25 protein-coding genes are annotated in these 23,920 nt (G+C 72.8%); 20 read left to right on the top strand and 5 right to left on the bottom strand.

What is annotated here, in order from left to right; genetic code table 11:
* Positions 1 to 100: 100 nt before the first annotated feature.
* Positions 101 to 490, top strand: a complete 390-nt coding sequence (locus ACFWPS_RS05915) for a signal peptidase I (RefSeq protein WP_383701454.1) — start codon at positions 101 to 103, stop codon at positions 488 to 490.
* A gap of 4 nt (positions 491 to 494) precedes the next feature.
* On the opposite strand, the gene ACFWPS_RS05910 is transcribed toward ACFWPS_RS05915, so the two are convergent.
* The gene (locus ACFWPS_RS05910; protein WP_383701451.1) at positions 495 to 1,682 is read right to left on the bottom strand and encodes a pyridoxal phosphate-dependent aminotransferase; all 1,188 of its coding nucleotides are present in this window, start codon (positions 1,680 to 1,682) and stop codon (positions 495 to 497) included.
* Between the two features lie 140 nt (positions 1,683 to 1,822).
* On the opposite strand from ACFWPS_RS05910, the gene ACFWPS_RS05905 reads away from it, so the two are divergent.
* The 8 genes from ACFWPS_RS05905 (at position 1,823) to ACFWPS_RS05870 (ending at position 9,909) form a co-directional block, all read left to right on the top strand.
* Positions 1,823 to 2,119 carry a hypothetical protein gene (locus ACFWPS_RS05905; RefSeq protein ID WP_383701448.1) on the top strand — a complete coding sequence of 99 codons (297 nt, stop codon included), beginning with the start codon at positions 1,823 to 1,825 and terminating at the stop codon, positions 2,117 to 2,119.
* 331 nt (positions 2,120 to 2,450) lie between these two features.
* Positions 2,451 to 2,981, top strand: a complete 531-nt coding sequence (locus ACFWPS_RS05900) for a DUF2617 family protein (protein WP_383701445.1) — start codon at positions 2,451 to 2,453, stop codon at positions 2,979 to 2,981.
* Positions 2,982 to 3,066: 85 nt separating this feature from the next.
* A complete protein-coding gene (locus ACFWPS_RS05895) occupies positions 3,067 to 4,707 on the top strand; it encodes a polyamine aminopropyltransferase (protein ID WP_383701441.1) in 1,641 nt (546 codons plus the stop codon).
* A gap of 99 nt (positions 4,708 to 4,806) precedes the next feature.
* Positions 4,807 to 5,562 carry an SRPBCC family protein gene (locus tag ACFWPS_RS05890; protein ID WP_383701437.1) on the top strand — a complete coding sequence of 252 codons (756 nt, stop codon included), beginning with the start codon at positions 4,807 to 4,809 and terminating at the stop codon, positions 5,560 to 5,562.
* Between the two features lie 301 nt (positions 5,563 to 5,863).
* Positions 5,864 to 6,652, top strand: coding sequence for an aldose 1-epimerase (locus tag ACFWPS_RS05885; protein WP_383701434.1), 789 nt, complete (start codon positions 5,864 to 5,866; stop codon positions 6,650 to 6,652).
* Positions 6,653 to 6,662: 10 nt separating this feature from the next.
* Positions 6,663 to 7,211 carry an orotate phosphoribosyltransferase gene (gene pyrE / locus ACFWPS_RS05880; RefSeq protein WP_383701431.1) on the top strand — a complete coding sequence of 183 codons (549 nt, stop codon included), beginning with the start codon at positions 6,663 to 6,665 and terminating at the stop codon, positions 7,209 to 7,211.
* Between the two features lie 161 nt (positions 7,212 to 7,372).
* On the top strand, positions 7,373 to 8,395 hold the full coding sequence (gene fbaA / locus ACFWPS_RS05875; RefSeq protein WP_383701429.1) for a class II fructose-bisphosphate aldolase: 1,023 nt from the start codon (positions 7,373 to 7,375) through the stop codon (positions 8,393 to 8,395).
* 74 nt (positions 8,396 to 8,469) lie between these two features.
* Positions 8,470 to 9,909 (top strand): MFS transporter, encoded by a 1,440-nt coding sequence (locus ACFWPS_RS05870; protein ID WP_383701426.1) that lies wholly within the window; start codon positions 8,470 to 8,472, stop codon positions 9,907 to 9,909.
* Positions 9,910 to 10,032: 123 nt separating this feature from the next.
* Here the strand turns inward: ACFWPS_RS05870 and ACFWPS_RS05865 are convergent, their stop codons facing one another.
* The 3 genes from ACFWPS_RS05865 to ACFWPS_RS05855 are packed head-to-tail and all read right to left on the bottom strand — an operon-like array spanning position 10,033 to position 11,800.
* A complete protein-coding gene (locus tag ACFWPS_RS05865) occupies positions 10,033 to 10,281 on the bottom strand; it encodes a hypothetical protein (protein ID WP_383701423.1) in 249 nt (82 codons plus the stop codon).
* A complete protein-coding gene (locus ACFWPS_RS05860) occupies positions 10,278 to 11,288 on the bottom strand; it encodes a metallophosphoesterase family protein (protein WP_383701420.1) in 1,011 nt (336 codons plus the stop codon). Before ACFWPS_RS05860 ends, ACFWPS_RS05865 begins: the two co-directional genes overlap by 4 nt.
* A complete protein-coding gene (locus ACFWPS_RS05855; protein WP_383701417.1) occupies positions 11,285 to 11,800 on the bottom strand; it encodes a cupredoxin family copper-binding protein in 516 nt (171 codons plus the stop codon). The genes ACFWPS_RS05860 and ACFWPS_RS05855 overlap by 4 nt, the downstream gene beginning before the upstream one ends.
* 200 nt (positions 11,801 to 12,000) lie before the next feature.
* Between ACFWPS_RS05855 and ACFWPS_RS05850 the strand changes: the two genes are divergently transcribed.
* The 3 genes from ACFWPS_RS05850 to ACFWPS_RS05840 all read left to right on the top strand — a co-directional run bounded on the left by ACFWPS_RS05850 (position 12,001) and on the right by ACFWPS_RS05840 (position 14,109).
* Positions 12,001 to 12,603 (top strand): sigma-70 family RNA polymerase sigma factor, encoded by a 603-nt coding sequence (locus ACFWPS_RS05850; protein ID WP_351956524.1) that lies wholly within the window; start codon positions 12,001 to 12,003, stop codon positions 12,601 to 12,603.
* Positions 12,604 to 12,628: 25 nt separating this feature from the next.
* Entirely contained in the window at positions 12,629 to 13,405 is a 777-nt protein-coding gene (locus ACFWPS_RS05845; protein WP_383701414.1) for an anti-sigma factor family protein, read from the top strand.
* A gap of 281 nt (positions 13,406 to 13,686) precedes the next feature.
* On the top strand, positions 13,687 to 14,109 hold the full coding sequence (locus ACFWPS_RS05840; protein ID WP_383701411.1) for an ATP-binding protein: 423 nt from the start codon (positions 13,687 to 13,689) through the stop codon (positions 14,107 to 14,109).
* Between the two features lie 157 nt (positions 14,110 to 14,266).
* Here the strand turns inward: ACFWPS_RS05840 and ACFWPS_RS05835 are convergent, their stop codons facing one another.
* On the bottom strand, positions 14,267 to 14,686 hold the full coding sequence (locus tag ACFWPS_RS05835) for a DUF3151 domain-containing protein (RefSeq protein ID WP_383701408.1): 420 nt from the start codon (positions 14,684 to 14,686) through the stop codon (positions 14,267 to 14,269).
* Positions 14,687 to 14,776: 90 nt separating this feature from the next.
* On the opposite strand from ACFWPS_RS05835, the gene ACFWPS_RS05830 reads away from it, so the two are divergent.
* The 8 genes from ACFWPS_RS05830 to ACFWPS_RS05795 all read left to right on the top strand — a co-directional run bounded on the left by ACFWPS_RS05830 (position 14,777) and on the right by ACFWPS_RS05795 (position 23,818).
* Positions 14,777 to 15,967 carry a M23 family metallopeptidase gene (locus tag ACFWPS_RS05830; protein WP_383701405.1) on the top strand — a complete coding sequence of 397 codons (1,191 nt, stop codon included), beginning with the start codon at positions 14,777 to 14,779 and terminating at the stop codon, positions 15,965 to 15,967.
* Between the two features lie 157 nt (positions 15,968 to 16,124).
* Complete coding sequence (locus ACFWPS_RS05825) at positions 16,125 to 16,979, top strand: tryptophan 2,3-dioxygenase family protein (protein WP_383701402.1); 855 nt, start codon at positions 16,125 to 16,127, stop codon at positions 16,977 to 16,979.
* The gene (gene kynU / locus ACFWPS_RS05820) at positions 16,972 to 18,162 is read left to right on the top strand and encodes a kynureninase (RefSeq protein WP_383701399.1); all 1,191 of its coding nucleotides are present in this window, start codon (positions 16,972 to 16,974) and stop codon (positions 18,160 to 18,162) included. The genes ACFWPS_RS05825 and kynU overlap by 8 nt, the downstream gene beginning before the upstream one ends.
* Positions 18,163 to 18,367: 205 nt before the next feature.
* On the top strand, positions 18,368 to 19,243 hold the full coding sequence (locus ACFWPS_RS05815; RefSeq protein ID WP_383701396.1) for an alpha/beta hydrolase: 876 nt from the start codon (positions 18,368 to 18,370) through the stop codon (positions 19,241 to 19,243).
* A 266-nt stretch (positions 19,244 to 19,509) separates the two neighbouring features.
* Positions 19,510 to 20,526 carry an alpha/beta hydrolase gene (locus ACFWPS_RS05810; protein ID WP_383701393.1) on the top strand — a complete coding sequence of 339 codons (1,017 nt, stop codon included), beginning with the start codon at positions 19,510 to 19,512 and terminating at the stop codon, positions 20,524 to 20,526.
* Positions 20,519 to 21,733, top strand: coding sequence for an acyltransferase (locus tag ACFWPS_RS05805; protein ID WP_383701390.1), 1,215 nt, complete (start codon positions 20,519 to 20,521; stop codon positions 21,731 to 21,733). The genes ACFWPS_RS05810 and ACFWPS_RS05805 overlap by 8 nt, the downstream gene beginning before the upstream one ends.
* Before the next feature lie 10 nt (positions 21,734 to 21,743).
* Positions 21,744 to 23,135 (top strand): sensor histidine kinase, encoded by a 1,392-nt coding sequence (locus tag ACFWPS_RS05800; RefSeq protein WP_383701387.1) that lies wholly within the window; start codon positions 21,744 to 21,746, stop codon positions 23,133 to 23,135.
* Positions 23,132 to 23,818 carry a response regulator gene (locus ACFWPS_RS05795; RefSeq protein ID WP_383701384.1) on the top strand — a complete coding sequence of 229 codons (687 nt, stop codon included), beginning with the start codon at positions 23,132 to 23,134 and terminating at the stop codon, positions 23,816 to 23,818. The genes ACFWPS_RS05800 and ACFWPS_RS05795 overlap by 4 nt, the downstream gene beginning before the upstream one ends.
* The last annotated feature ends 102 nt before the right edge of the window (positions 23,819 to 23,920 follow it).

Below are 23,920 nucleotides of genomic sequence, written 5' to 3'. Positions count from 1 at the left end.
TGCTGGCGTGGCTCACATTCGCACAGTGCAGGGGAAACAAGGTGATGTGCGAGAGATGTACGCCCGATGGGGTAGCCGGGTGCTGCTAGCGTCCAGCCCCGTGAGCGACGGCGTGTACGTGGGCAACGCGGGCAGGGATGCGGCACTGGACCGGGGATGGCTCCTCGGGCACTTCAAGGACGCCGGCGATCCCCGCCACAGCGAGGCCGTGGAGATCAAGTGGGGTGTCCACCCCCGTGGCGACGAGCGCTCGCAGTGGGTGGAGGGCGAGGAACGCACGGCTCTCCTGGTTCTGGTCAGCGGCCGCTTCCGCGTCGAACTGCCCGGCCGCAGTGTGGTGCTGGCGGAGCAGGGCGACTACGTCGTGTGGGGGCGCGGAGTCGACCACTCGTGGTTCGCGGAGGAGGAGTCCGTGGTGCTGACCGTCCGGTGGCCGTCCGTGCCCGGCTACGCGGTGCCCGACCAGGGGCAGGCGACGGTGCGCAGCTGAGCGCCTACGACAGCTGCCGCAGCCGCTCCGCCGCCTCCTTGAGCACCTCCGCGCGCTTGCAGAACGCGAACCGCACGAACGGGGCGCCCGCCTCCCGGTGGTCGTAGAACACCGCGTTCGGGATGGCGACGACCCCCGCGCGCTCCGGCAGCGCACGGCAGAAGGCGAAGCCGTCGGTCTCTCCGAGGGGGCGGATGTCGGTGGTGATGAAGTACGTGCCGGCGGTGTCGTAGACCTCGAAGCCCGCCTCCGTCAGGCCCGCCGCGAGGATGTCCCGCTTGGTCTGCATGTCCTGGCGGAACGCCTCGAAGTAGGCGTCGGGGAGGGCCAGGGCCTCCGCGACCGCGTACTGGAAGGGGCCCGAGGAGACGTACGTCAGGAACTGCTTCGCCGAGCGCACCGCCGTGACCAGCTCCGGTGTCGACGTCACCCAGCCGACCTTCCAGCCGGTGAAGGAGAAGGTCTTGCCGGCCGAGCCGATGGTGACCGTGCGCTCGCGCATGCCGGGGAGGGTCGCCAGCGGCACGTGTTCCGCCTCGTCGTACACCAGGTGCTCGTACACCTCGTCGGTCACGACCAGCAGGTCCCGCTCCACCGCCAGTTCGGCGACTGCGGTCAGCTCGGCGCGGGTGAGGACCGTGCCGGTCGGGTTGTGCGGGGTGTTGATCAGGAGGAGCCGGGTGCGCGGGGTGACCGCCGCGCGCAGCTCGTCGAGGTCCAGGCGGAAGGCGCCGGCGTCGGGGCGGAGGGTGACCGGGACCCGGGTGCCGCCGGCCATCGCGATGCTGGCCGCGTAGGAGTCGTAGTACGGCTCCAGGGCGACGACCTCGTCACCGGGTTCGAGGAGGCCGAGCAGGGCGGCCGCGATGGCCTCCGTGGCACCCGCCGTGACCAGGACCTCGGAGTCCGGGTCGTACGACAGCCCGTACCGGCGCTGCTGGTGCGCGGCGATCGCGGTGCGCAGCTCGGGGACGCCCGGGCCCGGCGGGTACTGGTTGCCGCGCCCCTCGCGCAGCGCGCGCACGGCGGCCTCCCTGACCTCCTCGGGACCGTCGGTGTCCGGGAAGCCCTGCCCCAGGTTGATGGAGCCCGTGCGGAGGGCGAGGGCGGACATCTCGGCGAAGATCGTGGTCCCGAACTCGGCGAGCCGGCGGTTGAGGAGGGGGCGTTCGTTGGACGTCATGCCGGTCATCCTGCGCCCAAGCTCTGGAGTTCCTCAACTCCGCTTTGACCGGTGAGACGGGCGGGCATCCCCAGTCCACGCCGCGCTCGCGCGGCGGCCGGGGCGCCCACGGGGGGTCGCCCTCGGGGGAACGGAAAGAAGGTGACGCCATGGGCACCGTCTTCATCGTGGTGGTGGCCGCGGTCATCTGCCTCGGGATTATCGCGTCGGCGGTCCGCAGGGGCGGACGGGGCAAGGGGCCGTACCGCAGGGGAGGGTCCTCCGCGTCCTCCTCGTCCTACGACAGCTCCGGCAGCTGGTGGGCCGGGGACTCGGGGTCGTCGTCCTCGCACGGCGGTCATCACGGCGGCGGTCACTCCTGCGGCGGTGGCCACTCCTCCTGCGGCGGTTCGTCCTGCGGGGGCGGCTCGTCGTGCGGCGGGGGCGGCTGCGGCGGCGGCAACTGAGCCGCCCGCGGGCGGCGGAACACCGGGGCGTCCGGACGGAGAGCGGGGGAGCTCTCGCCGGGCGCCCCGGCGTGCGCCGGAAGCAGCGGTGCGCACCACATGGTTGAACAGTTGAGCTGTGGAGCCCTCTGAGGGATGGAAACCCCACGAAGTTGGGTAAAAACGCTGTGGCAGCGCCACAGTTCATGATTCCCTCTAAATCGCCAAAGCGGCGCCTCGGACGTCCTGACGACACCTTCCCCCGGCTGGGCCGGCCGGGCCGATCTCCCGGTGTCGACCGAGGCGCGCCGGACCACACCTCTCCCCTTTTGCGTGTTAGCGGAGCCGATCCATGCTCACGACCCTGAACACCTCCTACACCGATACGCGCGCGGCCGACCTCGCCTGGGCCCTGGGACGCGAGCCGCTGCCCGCCCTGGCCACCCTCGACCTGGAACTGACGGGGGCGAAGCTGCAGTTGAGACTGCTCGGCGCGTCCCACCAGGTGCTCCTGGAGGAGGAGTGCGGCGGCTGTTCGGAGACGGTGGCGTGCATCGCGGGGTCCAGCACCCCCCTGCCGCTCGGGGTCGCCAAGCGCATCGGCGACTGGGAGTACGAGTTCGCGGCCCGCGTCGAGGTGCTGTCACCGGGCTCCTTCGCGGGCCGCGCCCAGGAACTGCTGGCCCTCGTCTCCGAGCATCCGCACGGCCTCGCCGGGGTCTTCCCGGGCAGCCCGCACGCCTTCACGGCGATGCTCGCCCAGCGGTACGAGGGCCAGGTGCACTGGCGGACCTGGCACGCGTACCCGCAGGACGGCCAGCTGGTGGCGACCCGGACCCGGGTCGGCGTACGGGTTCCGGTGCCCCAATCCGTGGCCGGATGACATAAACCAATAGTGCGTCAAAGGGCCCGGAGTTCCACACGTGTGGGTGACGAAGCGTACTGCGCGAGTGACGTAACGTCGCAGAGTGATCGATCCGCACGCACCCGCCCCGCCCGGCACACCGCCGCCCTGGGGCGCCCCCGCGCCGCTGCCCGTGCGGCCGGGGACGGGCCGCTTCCTGGTCCTGGCGTGCGTGTTCGTCTGCGCGGCCTGCGGACTGGTGTACGAACTCGAACTGGTCGCCCTCGCCTCGTACCTGATCGGCGACTCGGTCACCCAGGCCTCGGTCGTGCTGTCCGTGATGGTCTTCGCGATGGGCGTCGGCTCACTGGCCGCCAAGCGGCTGCGCTGGCACGCCGCGGCCGGGTTCGCCGCGGTGGAGGCCGCGCTGGCGCTGATCGGCGGCTGCAGCGCCATGGCCTTGTACGCCGTCTTCGCCTGGACCGGCGGCTGGGGCGGCCTGTGGGCCACCGGCCCGCGCTGCCTCCTGGTCGCCTTCTCCCTCGCCATCGGCCTGCTCATCGGCGCCGAGGTGCCGCTCCTGATGGAGCTCATCCAGCGCATCCGCCGCCAGGACGCGGGCGGCGCGGTGGCCGACCTGTTCGCGGCGGACTACGTCGGCGCCCTGGTCGGCGGCCTCGCCTTCCCGTTCCTGCTGCTGCCCTTCCTCGGCCAGTTGACGGGGACCCTGCTCACCGGCACGGTCAACGTCGTCGCCGGGGGCGCCCTGGTCCTCGGCCTGTTCCGCCGCGACCTGTCCCGCCGGGCCCGCTGGACCCTGCTCGCCGCCAATGTCGCCGTCCTCGGCCTCCTCGCCTCGGCCGCCGTCCTCGTCGGCGACTTCGAACGGGCCGCACGGCACGCCGTCTACGGCGCCGACGTCCGGGTCGCCCTCCAGACCGACGTCCAGGAGATCGTCCTCACCGGCGGCACCCACGGCCGCCCCCTCGACCTCTTCCTGGACGGCCGGCTGCGGGTCGGCGGCCGCGACGAACGCCGGTACCACGAGGCCCTCGTCCACCCCGCGATGAGCGGCCCGCACGCGCGCGTGCTGATCCTCGGCGGCGGCGACGGCATGGCCGCGCGCGAGGTGCTGCGCCACTCCGGCGTCGACCGCGTCGACATCGTCGAACTCGACGCGGGCCTGGTCCGCCTCGCCCGCCACGACCCCGCCCTCGCCGCGCTCAACGGCCACGCCTACGACGACCCGCACGTCCACGTCTTCACCGCCGACGCCTTCCACTGGCTGCGCGAGGCACCCCGCTCCGGCTACTCCGGTTACGACGTCGTCATCGCCGACCTGCCCGACCCCGGCATCACCGCCAGCACCAAGCTGTACTCCCAGGAGTTCTACGGCCTCGCCCGCCGCGCCCTCGCCCCCGGCGGCCGCCTGGTCGTCCACGCCGGCCCGGTCCAGGCCCGCCCCCGCGCCTTCTGGACGGTCGCCGCGACCATACGGGCGGCGGGCCTGGCCACCGCCCCCTACCGGGTCCTCGGCCACGACGCCGGCTTCACCCCGGGCCCCGACCGCTCCGCGGGCGAGTCCAGAGCCCCGCACGACTGGGGCTTCGTCCTGGCGACGGCCGGTTCCCGCGGGCCGCCCCTGCGCCTCGCGGCCGGCGGCCCGCGGCTGCGGACGCTCACGGAGGGGGCACTGGAGCGGGACGCGCTGAAGACACCGGCGGCCGGGCCGCCGCCGTCGACGCTGGTGCATCCCCGGTACTGAGCGGACCCGACTGAGCGGACCCGGCCGTCAACCGGGCCCGCAGCGTGCCGTGCGTCGGGGAGGGTGTGCCGCACCGACTCGTGGGTAGGCTCATTCGCCATGGAGCACCAGGTGTACGTCCCGGCCCCGGCCTCGCGGCTCAGGGCGGCGCTGGCCGACCCCGCGCGGGTCGCCCGGGCCGTCCCCGGCCTCCAGCAGGACGCGGGCGCCGCGCCCGGCACCGGCCGCCTCAAGGTCCGGATCGGCAGCCACTCGATCACCTACCGGGGCTCCCTGCGCGTCAGCGCCCACGACGACGGTTCGTACGCGCTCGACGGTGACGCCACCGAGGCCCGTGGCACCGGCACGGTGAAGCTGGCGCTCACGGTGCGCCTCGCGGACACCGACGGGGGCTGCACGGTCACGGTGACCGGCACGGCCTCCGCCGACGGGCGGGTCGCCGAGCTGCCCGCGGCGGCGGTGGAGTCGGCGGCGACGAGGCTGCTGAGCCGCTTCGCGGAGGGGCTCGGCGAGGTGGTGGAGCCGACGGCTCCCGACGCACCGGCCTCGGTCTTCGAGACGGAGGTCCCGCCGCCGTCCCTGGCGGCCGAGCCGGAGCCGGTGACGGAACCGGTAGAGGAACCGGTGGTGGAGCCGCTTCCCGAGATCTTCGCCGAGGCGGCGCACGCGCGTCGGACGATGATCGGCCGCAGTGCGGAGGAGGTCGACCACGCGCCCCCGAGGGGGCGGTACGCGCCGGTCCCGGCCCCGCAGACGGTGGCGGGGGCGTCGGCCCTGCGGTGGGCTGCGCCCGCGGCGGCGCTGGCCTTGGCGTCGGCGATCGTGGTGACCAGGGCGCTGCGTCGGCGGCGCTGAGCGGTGGGGGTTGACCGGGGCCGGGGGGTGGGGACGCTCACCGGCGCTGGCAGGGTGCCTCCCCCAGCCTTCGGCCGGGGGGACCCCCAGCGCCCACCCGTGCCGCCCTGCGGCACGCCTGCCCGCGGCTGGATGAGCTGACACGAGCGCCCGCGGCTATGTGAGACCCGGCGGGACAGTGCCCCGTAAGGGGCGCGGGGAACTGCGCGACCAGCCCCCACCGGCCCGCGCCCGGCCCTCCTCGGCCTCCCACCCACCCGCACCCGAACCCCGGCGCCCTCCCCCCCACTACTCTCATCCCGTGAGTAACGAAGACATCACGCTGACCGCAGGCGACGCCACCCTCCACTTGCACCCCGGCAACGGCGGCCGGATCGCCGGTCTCGAAGTCGGCTCCCTCGAACTCCTCCGCCAGGGCGACCGCTTCGGCTGCTTCCCGATGGTGCCGTGGTGCGGCCGGATCCGGGACGGCCGTTTCCGCGACGGCACCACCACCGTCCAGATGCCCCTCAACTCCCCGCCGCACGCCATCCACGGCACCGCCCGCGACGGCGCCTGGCGCACCGCGCGGGTCTCGGCGGACGAGGCCGTGATCACCTGCGACCTCGGCGCCCCCTGGCCGCACCCCGCCCGCGTCACCCACGTCGTGCAGCTCGCCGAGGACTCGCTGACGCTGACGATGTCCGTGGAGACGTACGACGACTCCTTCCCGGCGCAGATCGGCTGGCACCCCTGGTTCAACCGGAACCTCGGCGGCCAGGACGCCCAGGTCGCCTTCGCCCCCGCCTGGCAGGAGGAGCGGGGCGCGGACCACCTGCCCACCGGCAACCGCATCGACCCGAAGCCCGGCCCCTGGGACGACTGCTTCGGCATGCCCGACGGAGTCGACGTCACCCTCACCTGGCCCGGACAGCTGGAGCTGAAGGTCGCCAGCCGCGAGAAGTGGGTCGTCGTCTACGACGAGCAGGCGGAGGCCGTCTGCGTGGAGCCGCAGACCGGACCGCCCAACGGGCTGAACACGCTGCCCCGGCTGGTCACACCACTGGAGCCGCTGGAAGCCGCGACCACCTGGACGTGGACGCGCCTCTAAGCTGGTCGGCATGACGGACGTACGCGCTGAGCTGCTGCAACAGATCAAGGACAAGGCCGTGGTGCACGGCAGGGTGACCCTGTCGTCGGGGCTGGAGGCCGACTACTACATCGACCTCCGCCGCGTCACCCTCGACGGCACGGCCGCCCCGCTGGTCGGGCAGGTGCTGCTGGACCTGACGGCGGACCTGGAGTTCGACGCCGTCGGCGGGCTGACCATGGGCGCCGACCCGGTCGCCGGCGCCATGCTGCACGCGGCCGCCGCGCGCGGCCGGCACCTCGACGCCTTCGTCGTGCGCAAGGCGGCGAAGGCGCACGGCATGCAGCGCCGGGTGGAGGGTCCGGAGATCAAGGGCCGCCGGGTCCTGGTCGTCGAGGACACCTCCACCACCGGCGGCTCCCCGCTCACCGCCGTGGAGGCCGTGCGCGAGGCAGGCGCCGAGGTCGTCGCCGTCGCCACCATCGTGGACCGGGCCACCGGCGCGGACGAGAAGATCCGCGCGGGCGCCGGGGTGCCGTACCTCTTCGCCTTCTCGAAGGACGAACTGGGTCTGGACTGAACAGCGGGTTGACGAGTGGGATTGACCCGGATTTGACCGGCGCCCGGAGCATCGGTTCATGTCTGGAAAGATGGGGACGACGATGACGTCGCCCCCCAAGGTCTAGGTCAGGGCCGAAAGAAAACAGCAGTACGCCGACCCGCACACTCAAGGAGCGGACAATGCCCATCGCAACTCCCGAGGTCTACAACGAGATGCTCGACCGGGCGAAGGCAGGCAAGTTCGCCTACCCGGCCATCAACGTCACCTCGACCCAGACCCTGCACGCGGCGCTGCGCGGCTTCGCGGAGGCGGAGAGCGACGGCATCGTCCAGATCTCCACGGGTGGTGCCGAGTTCCTGGGCGGCCAGTACAAGAAGGACATGGTCACCGGTTCGGTGGCGCTCGCCGAGTTCGCGCACATCGTCGCCGAGAAGTACCCGGTGAACATCGCGCTGCACACCGACCACTGCCCGAAGGACAAGCTCGACGGGTACGTGCGTCCGCTGCTCGCGATCTCCGAGGAGCGGGTGAAGAACGGCCGTAACCCGCTCTTCCAGTCGCACATGTGGGACGGCTCCGCCGAGACCCTCGCCGACAACCTCGCCATCGCGCAGGAGCTCCTGGAGCAGGCCCGCCGCGCCAACATCATCCTCGAGGTCGAGATCACCCCGACCGGCGGCGAGGAGGACGGCGTCTCCCACGAGATCAACGACTCGCTCTACACCACGGTCGACGACGCCATTCGTACGGCGGAGGCGCTCGGGCTCGGCGAGAAGGGCCGCTACCTGCTCGCCGCCTCCTTCGGCAACGTGCACGGCGTGTACAAGCCGGGCAACGTCGTGCTCCGCCCCGACCTGCTGAAGGAGCTGAGCGACGGCGTGGCCGCCAAGTTCGGCAAGCAGTCGCCGTTCGACTTCGTCTTCCACGGCGGCTCCGGCTCCACCGAGCAGGAGATCCGCACCGCGCTGGAGAACGGCGTCGTGAAGATGAACCTGGACACGGACACCCAGTACGCCTTCACCCGTCCGGTCGCCGACCACATGTTCAAGAACTACGACGGCGTCCTGAAGGTCGACGGCGAGGTCGGCTCCAAGAAGACCTACGACCCGCGCACCTGGGGCAAGCTGGCCGAGGCCGGCATGGCCGCGCGTGTCGTCGAGGCCACGCAGAACCTGCGCTCGGCGGGCAACAAGATCAAGTAACGGGTGCTCCCCGTCGGACCCGGCGTCTGTGCCACAGCTGTTCTACAGCGCCGGGTCCGCTGTATACCTGGACCATGCCCGACGTCCGGCTGGCCTCCTCGCAGGGCAAGTGGATCCTGCTCACCACCGTCCTCGGCTCCAGCATGGCGATGCTGGACTCGACGGTCGTCAACGTCGCCCTGCCCCGCATCGGGCAGGACCTGGACGCGAGCCTGTCCGCGCTGCAGTGGACGATCAACGCCTACATGCTGACGCTGGCCGGCCTGATCCTGCTGGGCGGCTCGCTCGGCGACCAGTACGGCCGCCGGAAGATCTTCGTGATCGGAGTCGTCTGGTTCGCGGCCGCGTCCCTGATGTGCGGCCTGGCCCCGACCGACGCGATCCTGATCGCCGCCCGCGCCCTCCAGGGCATCGGCGGCGCCCTTCTCACCCCCGGCTCGCTCGCCCTCATCCAGGCCTCCTTCCACCCCGACGACCGGGCCCGCGCGGTCGGCCTCTGGTCCGGTTTCGGCGGCATCGGCGCGGCGGTGGGGCCCTTCCTCGGCGGCTGGCTGGTGGACGGCCCGGGCTGGCGCTGGGTCTTCCTGCTCAACGTCCCGCTGGCCCTGCTCTGCGTCCCCGTCGCCCTGCGCCACGTCCCCGAGTCCGCCGACGGCCGCACCCACGGCCGCTTCGACGTCCTCGGCGCGGTGCTGGGCGCCCTGGCCCTCGGCCTGGTCACCTACGCCCTGATCGAGGCCGGGACCGCGTCCCTGCTCGCGGTGGCGGGCGTCGCGGCCGGCGTGGCCTTCGTGTACGTCGAGAAACGCCGCCAGGACCCGATGCTCCCGCTGGACATCTTCGGCTCCCGCCAGTTCACGGCACTCAACATCGTCACCCTGTGCGTGTACGGCGCCTTCGGCGGCTACTTCTTCCTCACCGCGCTCCAACTCCAGGTGGTCGCGGGCTACTCGGCGCTGGCCGCGGGCACGGCCCTGCTCCCGACGACGGCCCTGATGCTGTTGTTCTCCGCCCGCTCGGGCGCCCTGGCCGACCGCATCGGCCCCCGTATCCCCCTCACGGTGGGCCCCCTGCTCTGTGCCACCGCGATGCTCCTGATGCTGCGCGTCGGGGAACACGCGAACTACCTGACCGACGTCCTTCCGGCGGTCCTGGTCCAGGGCGTCGGCATGGTCATTCTGGTGGCCCCGCTCACCGCGTCCGTCCTCGCCTCCGTGGACACGACCCGGGCGGGCATCGCCAGCGGCATCAACAACGCGGCGGCCCGCGCCGCCAGCCTGATCGCGGTGGCGGGGCTGCCGCTGCTCGCGGGGATGGGGCCGGAGGCGTACCGGTCGCCCACGGCGTTCGACGCGGCGTTCGACCGGGCCATGCCCATCTGCGCCGGTGTCCTGGTGGTCGGCGCGGCACTGGCCTTCGCCCTGGTCCGCAGGCCGGCACCGGGCTGCGTACGCCCGGAGTGCCGTACCCACGGGAACGTGACGTCGCCGCCGATCGAGGCGGAGGGCCGCTGAGCGCTCCGCTGGAGGGGCCGGAAGGGCCGGGTTGTGCCGTGTTTCGGCTGCGGCTTTGTCGTGGCCGGTCGCGTCCACGCGGCGGAGCCGCATATCGGCACAGCCCCGCGCCCCTTCGGGGCGCTATCGCCGGCAGCGGGGGAGGGTCCAGCGGTGGGGCTTGCCGCCGTCCATGGGGCGTACCTCGACGACGGTTTCCAGTGGTGGGCGGTTGAGCCGACGGATCACGACGGCGGTGTCGTCGTCCAGGCCGAGCAGGACGCGTACGGCGTCCCTCAGGTCGCGGAGGTGCGGGCTCGGCCAGGCGCTTCCCGGGCGTGGTTCCAGGCGCGCCGGCGGTACCTCTTCGGCGGGGAGTCCTCGGCTGTTCATGCCAGCCTCTGATCCTTGACGGCCAGTTCGCGGTCGCCCTGGCGGTAGCCGACGCTGCGGATGCCGAGTGCGTCCTTGAGCTGCCGGGCGGGGACCACCTGCGGGGTGGGGGCGGGGGCCCGGCCCGGTCTGGGCAGGGGGTAGGCGGTGGTGGTGGCGGAGTGGAAGGTGATGTTGCCCTCGGTCTTGGTGAACAGCTGGTGGACGTGCCCGTTGAGACAGGTGACGGAGGAGAAGCGGCGGAGCAGGGCGATGACCTTGAGGGCGTCGTCGGTGCTCCAGCCCCACTTCGGGTACATGGCGAACAGCGGGATGTGGCTGAAGACCACCACGGGGGTGTCCGAGGACAGGCCCGCGAGGTCCTTGCGGACGAAGCCGATCTGGTCGTCGCCGAGGTGGCCGAGCTTCTCCAGGCTCAGGGTGTTGACCAGGGCGATGAAGTGCACGCCGTGGGTGTCGAAGCTGTACCAGCCGTCGCCGAGCGTGCCCGTGCCGAAGGTCCGCCGGTAGGCGCGGCCGGCATCGCCGATGGAGTCGTGCTCGCCCGGCACGGTGAAGACACGGTCCGTCTTCAGTCCGGACATCATGTGCTTGACCTGGTCGAACTGCCCGGCCGTGGACAGGTGGGTCAGGTCGCCGCTGTGCATGACGAAGTCGGGCCTGAATCCGAGCGAGTTGACCTGGTCGACCGCTTCGGTGAAGGAGCCGGCCACGTCCATGTTCGCCGGGCCCTGGAACCCGATGTGGCTGTCGGAGACCTGTACGAACCGCAGCGCGCCGCTGCCCGCCGCGGCGGTACCGGTGGCGGCCTCGGCGGTGCTGCCCCGGGGGTCGGCGATGTGGCTGATCACCTCTCCACCGGCCACGGTCAGCACCACCGCGCCGCCGAACCACCCGGCGTGCCGCATGAGTTGGCGACGCGTCATGCCGTGTTCCCCGTCGGGCCGACCGGCCGCTTCGGCCGGCGCCCCGTCGTGAGTGTCGTAGTAGCCGTCGTAGTCGGTCATCGGGTCACCTCGACGGTCGCGGTCATGAACGGATGGACGGTGCAGAGGTAGGCGTAGGTGCCGGGCTTGGTGAACGTGTGGCTGTAGGTGGCGTGGGTGGCCAGGGCGGCGGAGTGCAACGGACCGCCCGGTCCGGCGCTGGTGACGGTGTGGGCGTCGCTGTCCTGGTTGGTCCAGGTCACCGTCGTACCCACCGGCACCTTCAGCGTGGCCGGCGAGAACGCGAAGTTCTTGATCGCGACGGCGTTCCCGGTCACCGGCGTGCCCGTGCCCGTGCCTGTGCCCGTGCCCGTGCTTGTGTCAGTGCTCGGGTGCCTGGTGGGCATGCTCATGCCGGACATCGGCGATGCTCCGGGACGGGAGGCTCCGACGGACGCGGAGTGCGGCGACGGGCCGCACGAGCTGAGGAGCCCCAGCGTGCCGGCGGTGGCGAGGGCGGCGAGGGCCAGCCCGGCCGCACTGCGTGATCGTCGGCCCGGTGTGTGGAAGTTCGGGTGGTGTGTCTCGGTCACGTCTGAACCGTCCTTTGCGGCGTGGAGGGCGATGAGGAACTGCGCGTAAGTCGGTTCCTGTCCGGCTCCACGGACCGCGAGGGTCATACGGTTCGGCATATATCCATGTTTGTAGGATTTCTTCACGACGGCACGGAGTGTTACCCGTACCGTGCCGTGCGCTACGGGACAAAGAAGTGCATATGCGCGATGATCGACTTATGCCCCGGAGTTTCCGAAAACGTGATCCAAGGGTTGATCCGGATCGCTCCGCGAGCCGTGTCTCCGGTAGAGGAACGCTTTCGACCGCGGATGAGGAACTGCTGCGCACCCTGTACGCGGAGCACGCAGGGCCCCTGTTCCACTACGTGCTGCGACTGACATCAGGAGACCGGCAATGGGCGGAGGACGTGGTGCAGGAGACGCTGCTGCGGGCGTGGCAGCACCCCGCCGCGTTCGAGCCCGCACGCGGCCCCGCCCGGGCATGGCTGTGCACGGTCGCCCGGCATCTGGTCATCGACGCCCACCGGGCCCGGCAGGCCAGGCCGGCCGAAGCCGGCGGCGAGGCGCTGGAGCGGGCCGCCGAGCAGACGCCGGGCGAGGACGAGATCGAGCAGGCACTGCAGAGCTGGGCGGTTGCCGACGCCCTGCGGGCGCTGTCCCCGGATCACCGCGCGGTGCTGCTGGAGACCTACTACCGGGGGCGGACCATGGCGGAGGCCGCACAGGTGCTGGGCATTCCGCTGGGCACCGTGAAGTCGCGGACGTACTACGCCCTGCACGCCCTGCGGCTGGCGCTCCAGGAACGGGGGATCGAGCCGTGACCGTGATGTGCGGGAGGTGGCGACCGTGAGTGCGGAGCACGACGCCCTCCGGCTGGCGATGGGTGGATACGTCCTGGGCACACTGCCCGCGGCGGAAACGGAACAGGTGCGCGTCCACCTCGCGGAATGTGACGAGTGCCGGGCCGAGCACATGCGGCTGGCGGGGCTGCCCGCGCTGCTGGCGACGGTGACCGCGGCCGAAGCCGAGGGCCGGACGATGCCGACGGCCGACGGAGACCTGGCCGACCGGCTGGTGGCGCAGGCGGCCGAGAGCGCGCCGGTCTCCTCGCCCGCACCGCCTGTGGTGTCGACACCACAGGCGGGTGTGCTGGAGAGCCTGCTGCAGCGGGCCGCGGCCCGGCGGCGCAGGAGCCGGCGTCTGCAACTGGCCGGCGCCGCCGCCTCCCTTACGTTCGTCGCGGCGGCGGTCGGCGGCACCTGGCTGGCGGCTGTCGGTTCCGTGACCAGCCAGGCGACGCCGCCCGGGGCGACCGTGCCGACCGCCTCGCGCACGTTCTCCGGAAGCGATCCCGGCACCGGCGTCTCCGCCTCGGTGAAGGTCTACCCCTCCGCCTGGGGCAGTGTCCTGCAGGTCCACGCCAAGGGGGCGCCCGCCGGAATCACCTGTCGGCTGCAGGCCGTCGGGCCCGGCGGCGCCAGGTCGGACGGCGCCACCTGGCGGGCGGGCGAATACCCTCCCGGCACCATGGTCCAAGGGGCGGTCGCCATGTCCCCGGGGGACATCGAGCACTTCGAGATCCTCGCGGGTGACGGCCGGAAGCTGGTCACCATCCACTCGTGAGGCGCCGACGGCTCCCGCCAACCCGCCTGTTCCGCAGCCGACTTGACGCACGAGTGCGCCGGCCGTCGGGCGTGGGGGCCGAGCTGCCGTCCCTGACGTGACTCGTCGCACGAATTCCGACAAAAGGTGCGAATGTCTCGAACCGCTGGATGGGTGCCGTCCGTGGAACTGAATGAGCGCGCCCATGCAGGACCGGTACACCGACCGCCCCGACGTCGCGTCGGCGGTCTCCCCCCATTCCGGTCTCCGCACCTCCACGGAAGAGCCAGAAGACCATGTTCGTGACCGATTCGCCCCGCCCGAGTCCACCGCCCGGCCAGCCCTGCCGCCACCAGGCGCTGCTCACCCTGCCCGCGCAGGAGGCGCACGTCTCCGCCGCCCGTCACTTCGCGGCCGATCTGCTGGAGACCTGGAGCGTGCCCGCGAGCGAGCGGGACTCCGCCGTTCTCATCGTCGACGAACTCGCCGCCAACGCCGCCCAGTACGGCCGTGAGCGCATGACCCTGTCGCTCGTCCTCGACCACGGCACTCTGCACATCGTGGTCACCGACTCCGGCATGACGGTGGAGCGCCGTCGCCGCGACACGGCTCCCGACGAACACGGCCGCGGCACCGGCATCGTCCAGTACCTCGCCCAGTCGACCGAGGTCCACCAGACCCGCAGCGGCCGCGAAGTCCGCGCCTGCCTGAGGTGTTCGGCATGACCCGCGCCCCTTACGGGGCGCTGCAGTCGCGTCAGCTTCCCAGCTGCGGGCAGGCGTGCCGCAGGGCGGCACGGGTGGGCGCTGGGGGTCCCCCCGGCCGAAGGCTGGGGGAGGCACCCTGCCGGCGCCGGTAAGCGAACCCTCCCGCCCCCGGCCCCTACCCCTTCAGCTCCTCGTACGCCTCCACGCTGCTGTCCCGCAGGAACTGCCAGCACCGCTCGTACTCGTCCTTCTCACCGATCTCCCCGGCGGCCCGGCCGAGCGCAGCGAGACAGCGCAGGAAGCCCTGGTTGGCCCCGTGCTCCCACGGCACCGGCCCGTGCCCCTTCCACCCGGCGCGGCGCAGGGCGTCCAGCCCACGGTGGTAGCCGGTGCGCGCGTACGCGTACGACTCGACGACCGCGCCGCGCCCGAACGCCTCGTCGGCGAGCAGCGCCCAGGCCAGGGAGAAGGTCGGGAACTTCGCCGCGACCTCGACGGGAGCCAGCGACTCCTCGTCCAGCAGGCGGTACGCCTCTTCGTTCGCCGGCAGATACGTCGGCTCCGGACCACCGAGCAGGTTCTTGTGCGTCGTCATGGCGCAAGTCTGCCACCGTCGGCAACCGCACCCCGCGCCCCGCCGTCTTCCAGATCGCCGACCCGTACGCGACGGCAGGGGGGAGCACACGTGCGTGATCCGATGCCCGGCGGGCAGCCGCCGGAGGCCCACGTCCTGGCCCGGTTCCTGACCGCGGACCCGGAGCAGTGGCCGCGGCTCGCCCCGCGGGTGACGGAAGCGGTCGGGATGGCGACGCTGGAGCGGATCGTGCACGCCACGGCCGCCCGGATCGGCGGGTTCGGCGCCGTGACGGACGGTCCGGACGGGCTGATCGTCTCCGGCAGCACGGGCCGGGTGCGGGCCTGGGCACGGGTGGCCCCCGACGGCGAACTCACCGGACTGCGCATCGAGGGCGCCCCCTACACACCGCCCAGGCGCCGGCTGCCCGCACACCTCGCCTGGACGGTCTGCCTCGTCCTGGTCGTCGCCTGGAACGTCCTGATCCTCTGGACGGCCGCCGACCGCACCGCCTGGACCGCCGATCTGGCGACCCTCGCCGCGTTCTACGTGGTCGTCGAGGGCTGCGGCGCACCGGCGCTGCAACCCCGTCCGCTCCGGCGCGCGGTCGAGGCGGGTGCCGTCGCCGCCCTCGCCTCGGCGTGGCGGCTGCCGGGGCTGCCCGCCGGAGACGGCCGCTTCGGTCTCGCCGTCGGGTTCGTCCTCCTCGCGGCGGCCGGCTGGCTGGTCGCCGCCGCCCGGCTGCACCGCCGGCGGGCCCCGCTGTCCCGGCCGCTGCGGTTCCCGCTGGAGGGCGCCTGGTACGTCGTACAGGGCGGCGGCCCGGCGGTGAACCACCACGCCCGGCTGCCGGAGCAGCGCGTCGCCCTCGATCTGGTCGCGCTCGGCCGGTACGGCAGCCGTACCCGGCCCGGCCGCGGGCTGACCGGGTACGCGGCCTACGGGCGGCAGGTCCGCTCCCCCTGCGACGGCAGGGTGGTCTCCGCGGCCGACGGCGTCGCGGACCAGCGCCCGGGGGAGATCCGCTACCAGCCGCCCTACGGCAACCACGTGTTCCTCGACACCGGCCGGGAGATCGTGAAACTCGCCCATCTGCGTCCCGGTTCGGTGACGGTGGCCGAGGGGGACACGGTCCGGGCGGGGCAGGTCCTCGGCGAGGTCGGCAACAGCGGCAACAGCACCGAGCCCCATCTGCACCTGCACGCGGAACGCGACGGGGTCGGCCTCGACCTGGAGTTCGAAGGGGTGTCCGGGCGCCTGTACCGGGGGCGGACGGTCCGCGGGCGGACGGTACGCGGCTGAGCGGGGCCGCCGGACGGGGGGCCGCCGGACGGGGGCCTCCAGCAGGCGGCCCTTGCCGGATCCGGGTTACGTTGCGGAAGATGCCGGTGGGGACCGGGGCCCCCGTGTCGGCATCGGCAGGGGCGGACCGCTACCCGGAGTACTACAGGAGACAGCGATGTCCCAAGAGGCTCTCGAAACGAACGAGCCCGAGACCCCGCATCTCGACTTCGCCGGCACGACGCCGTACGAGGACTACGTCCGGGCCGACGTGCTCACCCACCTCCAGCACACCCTCTCCGACGATCCCGGAGAGATGGTCTTCCTGGTCACCACCCAGGTGATGGAGCTGTGGTTCACCGTCATCGTCCACGAGTGGGAGACGGCCGCGGCGGCGCTGCGCGGCGACGACATCCCCACCGCGATCGCCGCGCTGAAGCGTTCCACCCGCGAGCTGGAGGCGCTGAACGCCTCCTGGAAGCCGCTCGGCCAGCTCACCCCCGCCCAGTTCAACTCCTACCGCTCGGCCCTCGGCGAGGGCTCCGGCTTCCAGTCGGCGATGTACCGGCGGATGGAGTTCCTGCTCGGCGAGAAGTCCGCGTCCATGCTCGTCCCGCACCGTGGCGCGCCCCGGGTGCACGCGGAACTGGAGAAGGCGCTGCACGAGCCGAGCCTGTACGACGAGGTGGTGCGGCTTCTCGGGCGGCGGGGGCATCCGATCCCGGACGCGGTGCTGGTGGAACGTGACATATCACTGCCCTATACACCTTCCGACGCCGTCGAGGCCGCCTGGACCGCCGTCTACTCCACCGAAGGCGACGCCGGCGCCGACGCCGAACTCGCCCGGCTCGGCGAGGCGCTGACCGACGTCGCCGAGCTCGTCTGGCGCTGGCGCAACGACCACCTGGTCGCCACCCGCCGAGCCATGGGCGCCAAGCCCGGCACCGGCGGCTCGGCCGGGGTCGCCTGGCTGGAGAAGCGCGCCCGCAAGAACGTGTTCCCGGAGCTGTGGACGGCGAGGTCCCATGTCTGAACTGGCCCTGCGGGCAGAGAAGTCGGACGCGGCGGACGAGCTCGCCGCGCTCCGGGACCGCTTCGTCCTCGACGAGGTCGTCTATCTCGACGGCAACTCGCTCGGAGCCCTGCCCGCACACGTACCCGGCCGCGTCGAGGACGTCGTCCGGCGGCAGTGGGGCGAGCTGCGGATCCGGTCCTGGGACGAGAGCGGCTGGTGGACGGCGCCGGAGCGGATCGGTGACCGGATCGCCCCGCTGGTCGGCGCGGCGGCCGGGCAGATCGTGGTCGGCGACTCGACAAGTGTCAATGTTTTCAAGGCACTTGTGGGTGCGGTACGGCTCGCGGGGGAGGGCCGCGACGAGATCCTCGTCGACGCGACGACCTTCCCCACGGACGGCTACATAGCCGAGTCGGCGGCCCGGCTGACGGGCTGCACGCTGCGTCCGCTCACCCCCGCCGAGGTGCCTGCCGCGCTCGGCGACCGTACCGCCGCCGTCCTCCTGAACCATGTCGACTACCGCACCGGACGCCTCCACGACCTGCCGTCCCTCACCGCCGCGGTCCGCGCGGCCGGGGCCGTCTCCGTCTGGGACCTGTGCCACAGTGCGGGCGCCCTGCCGGTGGGCCTCGACGAGCACGGGGTCGACCTGGCGGTCGGCTGCACCTACAAGTACCTGAACGGCGGCCCGGGTTCACCGGCGTACCTGTACGTCCGCCGTGACCTCCAGGACCGTTTCGACTCCCCGCTGCCCGGCTGGAACTCGCACGCCGAACCGTTCGGGATGCGACCGGGGTACGAACCGGCCGCGGGCGCGGTGCGCGGTCGCGTCGGTACCCCAGACATCCTCTCCATGCTGGCCCTGGAGGCGGCGCTCGAGGTGTGGGACGGGGTGCCGGTGACGGCCGTACGCGCCAAGTCGCTCGCCCTGACGGACTTCTTCCTGGAGTGCGTCGAGGCGTATGTGCCGGCGGGCCGCGTGGAGTGCGTGACCCCGGCGGCCCACGAGGAGCGCGGCAGCCAGATCGCGCTGCGCTGTTCCGACGCCGGGGACGTGATGGGACGGCTGATCGAGCGAGGGGTGGTCGGGGACTTCAGGCACCCGGACGTGCTCCGCTTCGGCTTCACCCCGCTGTACGTCGGTTTCGCGGACGTGGAGCGGGCGGCGCGGGTGCTGGGGGAGGTCGTAGGAAGGTCGTGAGGAGGCCGTGACGAGGGCCGCCGGTCACCGACTTGGCGACATAGCGACCGGCGTGTGAAAAGCCGGGACGGTACAGAACCCATCAATCCTCACCGTGCGTGACATCCGCGTGTCCCCGCACGTCACCGGCCTGATACCGTCCCGGCCAACGGCCGATTTCCCCACCTGGTCCGCCAAATTCATTACGCCGCTGAGAGGTTGGAGCATGCCGGACGACGACGCAGCAGCCCGGGACGCCGCCGAGGAGGAGTCGGCCTTCTCGCACCCGCACGTCGCGCCCGACGTCACGGCCGCCTACGGCGACCACCCCGACCAGGTGATCGACTTCTACGCCCCGCGCACCGACGAGCCCATGGTCCCGCTGGTCGTGGTCCTGCACGGCGGTGCGTGGCGCGCGCCCTACGACCGCGGCCACATCACCCCGTTCGCCGACTTCCTGGCCCGGCGCGGCTTCGCGGTGGCCAACGTCGAGTACCGGCGCGGTGCCACGCTCCCCGCGCAGGGCGGTACGGCCCCGGTGGCGGGCCGCTGGCCGGACACCTTCGACGACGTGGCGGCGGCGCTGGACGCCCTGCCGGCCCTGGTCCGCGAGGCGGTGCCGCGGGCGGACCTTCGCCGCACGGTCCTCACCGGCCACTCGGCGGGCGGCCACCTGGCGCTGTGGGCGGCGGCACGGCACGTCCTCCCGGCGGACTCCGTGTGGCGCATCTCCGGTCCGGCGCCGCTGCGGGGTGTCGTGGCGCTGGCCCCGATCGCGGACTTCGCGATGGCCGAGAAGCTGGACGTCTGCGGCAACGCGGCGCTGCAACTCCTGGGCGGGGAGGAGAAGTTCACCGACCGCCAGCGCTATGCCGACCCGGCGCTCCTGCTCCCGACCGGCATCGCGACCACTCTGGTCCAGGGCCGCATGGACGTGGTCGTCCCGCAGGCGGTCGCCGAGTCCTATGCGGAGGCGGCGGCCAAGGCGGGCGAGGTGGTGGGCCTGACGCTCCTGGAGGAGGTCGGCCACTTCCCGCTCATCGACCCGGCGGCGGACGCCTGCGCGGTGGTGGCGGAGGAGATCGCCCAGCTGGCCTGGTGAGCCCGGGTGCGCTGATGGCCGGCCGCGCGGATGACCGGGTGCCCCGATGACCGGCCGTCCTGATGACCGGGTGCGCTGATGACCGAGTGCCCCGATGGGCAGGTGCCCCGATGAGCGGGCGCCCCTGAGCCCCCCCTCATACCCGTAGTACCTGAGAGCTACCCCCGAGGTGAGTTCTCAGGCGGGACGCGAACGACACGGTCGGCTCCGTAATTTCCCGATCAGACAAGCCCGACGGCCGGGCGGACTGAGCGGGGGGACCGACCATGACGGCGGCGACGGGGGAGCGGCAGAGGCAGGACCGGGCGCACTGGCGCGGGAGGTGGCGCCGCACCCTGCTGGCCACCCTCCTCACCGCCGCCGTGGTCCTCCCCCTCTCCGCGGCCACCCGGCCCCGGATCCCGGCCCCGCCCCCCGCCGCCCTCCCCGCCCGCCTCACCTGGGCCACCCTCGCCACCGCCTACGAGGCCAACCGTGAGAACGCCGCCGAGGCCGCCCGGATGGCCGCCGTCCACGGTGATGCCTCCCGCGCCGCCGTCGACCGCACCCTCGCGTCCCGCTCCCGGCAGCTCCTCCGCTTCGACGCCAGAGGCGGCGGCCAAGTCGCCGAGGTCGTCGGCGACTTGACGCACGCGACCCGCATCGCCGTGCTCGTCCCCGGCTCGGACACCACCCTCGACACCTACGCCCGCTTCCACACCATGGCCGCGTCCCTGTACCGGCGCCTCACCCAGGAGGCTCCCAAGGCCACCTCCACCGCGGTCGTGGCCTGGCTCGGCTACCGGACCCCCGCCACGATCAGCACCACGGTCCTCACCGCGGGACGGGCCGGCCAAGCGGCCCCGCACCTGCGCGAGTTCATCCGCGAACTCCGCAGCCTCACCGCCCCCGGGCCGGCGTCCGTGGCGCTCCTCTGCCACTCCTACGGCACGGTGGTCTGTGCCCGCGCCGCCCCCACCCTCACCGGCCTCGGCGTCACCGACATCGCCCTGGTCGGCAGCCCCGGCACCGGCGCCGACTCGGCCGCGGCCCTGCACACCTCCGCCCGCGTCTGGGCGGCCCGGGGAGCAGACGACTGGATAGCCGAGGTCCCGCACGTCCACGCCGACCTCTTCGGCACGACCATCGGCTTCGGCACCGACCCCGTGTCCCCGTCCTTCGGCGCCCGTGTCTTCGCGGCGGGCCCCGGCGGCCACAGCGACTACTTCACCCCGGGCTCGGCCTCCCTGGCCAACCTCGCCCGGATCGTCCTCGGCGAGACAACGGAGGTCACCCGTGCGTAAGACGCCGACGCTCAGCCTGTCGAACCCCATAGGCCCCGTACGACACCTCGCGCGCCGCGTGGACGATGCCACCCCATCCGACCGCGACCGAGCCGTGGACGCCGTCCGGGCGTGTGCCGTCCTCGGTGTGGTCCTCGGCCACTGGCTGGTCACCGCGCTCGTGGCGGACGGCGGCACCCTGCACACCAGCAGCCCTCTCCAGCACATGCCGTGGCTGGCCCCGATCTCCTGGGTGTTCCAGACCCTGGCCGTTTTCTTCCTGGTCGGCGGCCATGTCGCCACCCGGGGCTACGCCTCGGCCCAGGCCAAGGGCACCCCCTACCGCCGCTGGCTGACGGCCCGTCTGTCCCGCCTCTTCAAACCGGTGGCCGCGCTCCTCGCCCTCTGGACGATCGCGACCACCGCCCTGCTCCTCTCCGGCACCGACGTCACCACCGTCCGCACCCTCGTCAAGCTCGCCCTGTCCCCGCTCTGGTTCCTCGTCGTCTTCGCGGTGCTGACGGCGGCGACGCCGCTCGTCACCCGGCTCAACCCGCTGTGGCCGCTGGCCGTCGTTCTTCACGTGGACCTTCTCCGTTTCGGCTTCGGCGCCCCGGCGGGCCTCGGCTGGGTGAACCTGGCGGCCGGCTGGCTGGTGCCGTACACCCTGGGCGCCGCCTGGGCCCGCGGCGAACTGGACCGCCCGCGCGCCGGCTGGGTCCTGCTCCTCGGCGGTACGGCGGCGACGGCGGGTCTCGTCGCCTGGGCGGGCTACCCGGCGTCGATGGTCGGCGTCCCCGGCGCGTCCGTCTCCAACCTGGACCCGCCCACCCTGGCCGCCGTCACCTTCGGCCTGGCGCAGTGCGGCCTCGCCCTGCTCGTGCGCGAGCGGCTGCGTCGTGTGATGCGCCGGCCGCTCGCCTGGGCGGCGGTGGCCTTCGTGAACCTCTCCGCGATGACGATCTTCCTCTGGCACCAGACGGCCCTGATGGCGACCACGGCCACCGGCCTCCTGCTCGGCCGCCTTCCCGGCCTCCACACACACCCCGACGGCCTCACCTGGGTCGCGGACCGCCTGCTCTGGCTGCCGGTCTTCGCCCTGACGCTCGCCGTCTGCTGGGCCGCGTTCCACACCTACGAGCGCGGCCGCCCCCGGATCCGCTCGCGCGTGGTCCGCACCCACCCCTCGTCCGATCGGGCTGCACCGGCGGGAGCCCGCCGTGTCTAGGCTGACCGCTGTGACGGAGACGGGGGCCCGGCGGCCGGAGTGGATCGGGATCGGCCGGGTGCTGCGCTGGCTGCGGATACTCCGCGACGACCTGTGCACCGTCCGCCTGGACCCGCTGCCCCCCTCCGTCTGGCTGCGCTGGCTGCCGCACGGCGTGCTGTGCCTGGCGGCGTTCGGTGTCACGCTCGGCGGCATCGCGCAGCTCTCGGACAACGGGCACCTGGGCCCCGGCCTCGCTTCTCTGCTCGGACTCGCGCCGGGCGGCGCCGTGGTCCTCGCGATGTGGCGGCCCGTCCCGGCCTGGTGGCTGTCGACGGGGGCCATGCTGGTGGGCGCCGTCGCGCTGCACGGCCGGCTGGGTATGACCGCGCAGGCCCTTTTCACCTGGCCCTGGACCACGGCCGGGATCATCGCGCACCTGCTGGTCCTGCTGCTGCTCACGCTGCGGGTCCGGGCCCGGGTGGCCGTCGAGGCACTTGCCGTGACCGTGGTGGTCACCTGGCTCCTCGACGGCGTCTGGGGTGCGCCGCCGCACCAGTCCACCTCGGTGGTGACCGTCGTCCTGGCCGCGATCGTCGTGGCCCTCGGCACCGCGCTGCGCGGCCGCCGCGAGGCGCGCGCGGAACTCGGCCGCCAGGCCTCGCTCACCGAGGAGGAGCGGGCCCGGCGCACCCTGCTGGAGGAACGCAGCCGGATCGCGCGCGAGTTGCACGACGTGGTCGCCCACCACATGTCGGTCATCTCCATCCAGGCCCAGGTCGCTCCACACCTTGTGGAAAACCCTTCGGACGAACTCCGGGAGAACCTCGACGGCATCCGGCAGAACGCGCTGGAGGCACTGACCGAACTGCGCAGAGTGCTGGGCGTCCTGCGCTCGGAGAGCCCCGACGAGGACGCGCCCGACGACCCCGGCACCGGCCCGCACAGCCCGCAGCCCACCCTGGACCGGCTGGACACGCTGGTCGAGAACACCAGGGCGGCCGGTCTGACCGTCACCGCCCGGACCAACGGCGAGCGGCGCCCGATGCAGTCGGGCGTGGAGCTGTCGGCGTACCGGATCGTGCAGGAGGCGCTGAGCAATGTTCTGCGGCACGCGCCGGGAGCGACCGCCCATGTCGAGATCGAGTACATCCCTTACGGACTCCTGGTGTCCGTCGCGAACTCCCGGCCGACCAGGCCCGCACCGCCGTCGCCGGGCGCCGGGCACGGACTGCTCGGCATGCGGGAGCGGGCCGCGATGCTCGGCGGGTCGCTGACGGCGGGCCCCCGGCCGGACGGCGGTTACCGGGTCTTCGCGGAGCTCCCGGCCGCCGCTCCCGGCGCCCACCTGGTGCCCGGTCCCACCGCGGACCCCACCACCGGCACCACCCGTGCCCCCGACCCGAAGGACGACCACGCATGACGAGCAGCAGTGGCAACCCCATCCGCGTGGTCATCGCCGACGACCAGCAGATGGTCCGGCAGGGTTTCACCGTGCTGCTGAACGCCCAGCCCGGCATCGAGGTGGTCGGCCAGGCGGTGGACGGTCTGGACGCGGTGGCCAAGGTCGCCGAACTCACCCCGGACGTCGTTCTCATGGACATCCGCATGCCCGAACTGGGCGGCATCGAGGCCACCCGCCGGATCGTCGGTGAAAGCCCGCACATCAAGGTGCTGGTGCTCACCACCTTCGACCTGGACGAGTACGTGTACGAGGCGTTGCGCTCCGGCGCGTCCGGGTTCCTGCTCAAGGACGCGTCCGCGGACAAACTGGCGGAGGCGGTGCGGGTGGTGGCCGCCGGTGACGCGCTGCTGGCGCCCGGCATCACCCGGCGGCTGATCACGCAGTTCTCCCAGCTGGACGGGGGCGGGGTACGCGCCCCGCTGAAGGCGCGGGTCGGCGATCTCACCGAGCGTGAGACGGAGGTCCTCACCCTGATCGCGCAGGGCCTGTCGAACGCGGAGATCGCCGAGCGGCTGGTGGTCGCCGAGCAGACCGTGAAGACGCACGTGGGCCGCATCCTGGTGAAACTGGGCCTCAGGGACCGCACCCAGGCCGCGGTGTTCGCCTACGAGTCCGGGCTGGTACGGCCCTCCGGTTACTGACCGGCACCGGCCTCCCGCTGCTCCTCGGAGTACCCGTAGTACCTGAGAAGGACGCCCGAGGACCCGCCTCACTGGTGACGACGGCTACCCCCGCCTCCGCCT

The sequence above is a fragment of the Streptomyces sp. NPDC058457 genome (assembly GCF_042720695.1).
Taxonomy (GTDB): domain Bacteria; phylum Actinomycetota; class Actinomycetes; order Streptomycetales; family Streptomycetaceae; genus Streptomyces.
Note: the sequence above shows the minus strand (reverse complement) of the source record. Positions and strands in the feature narration are given on the sequence as shown.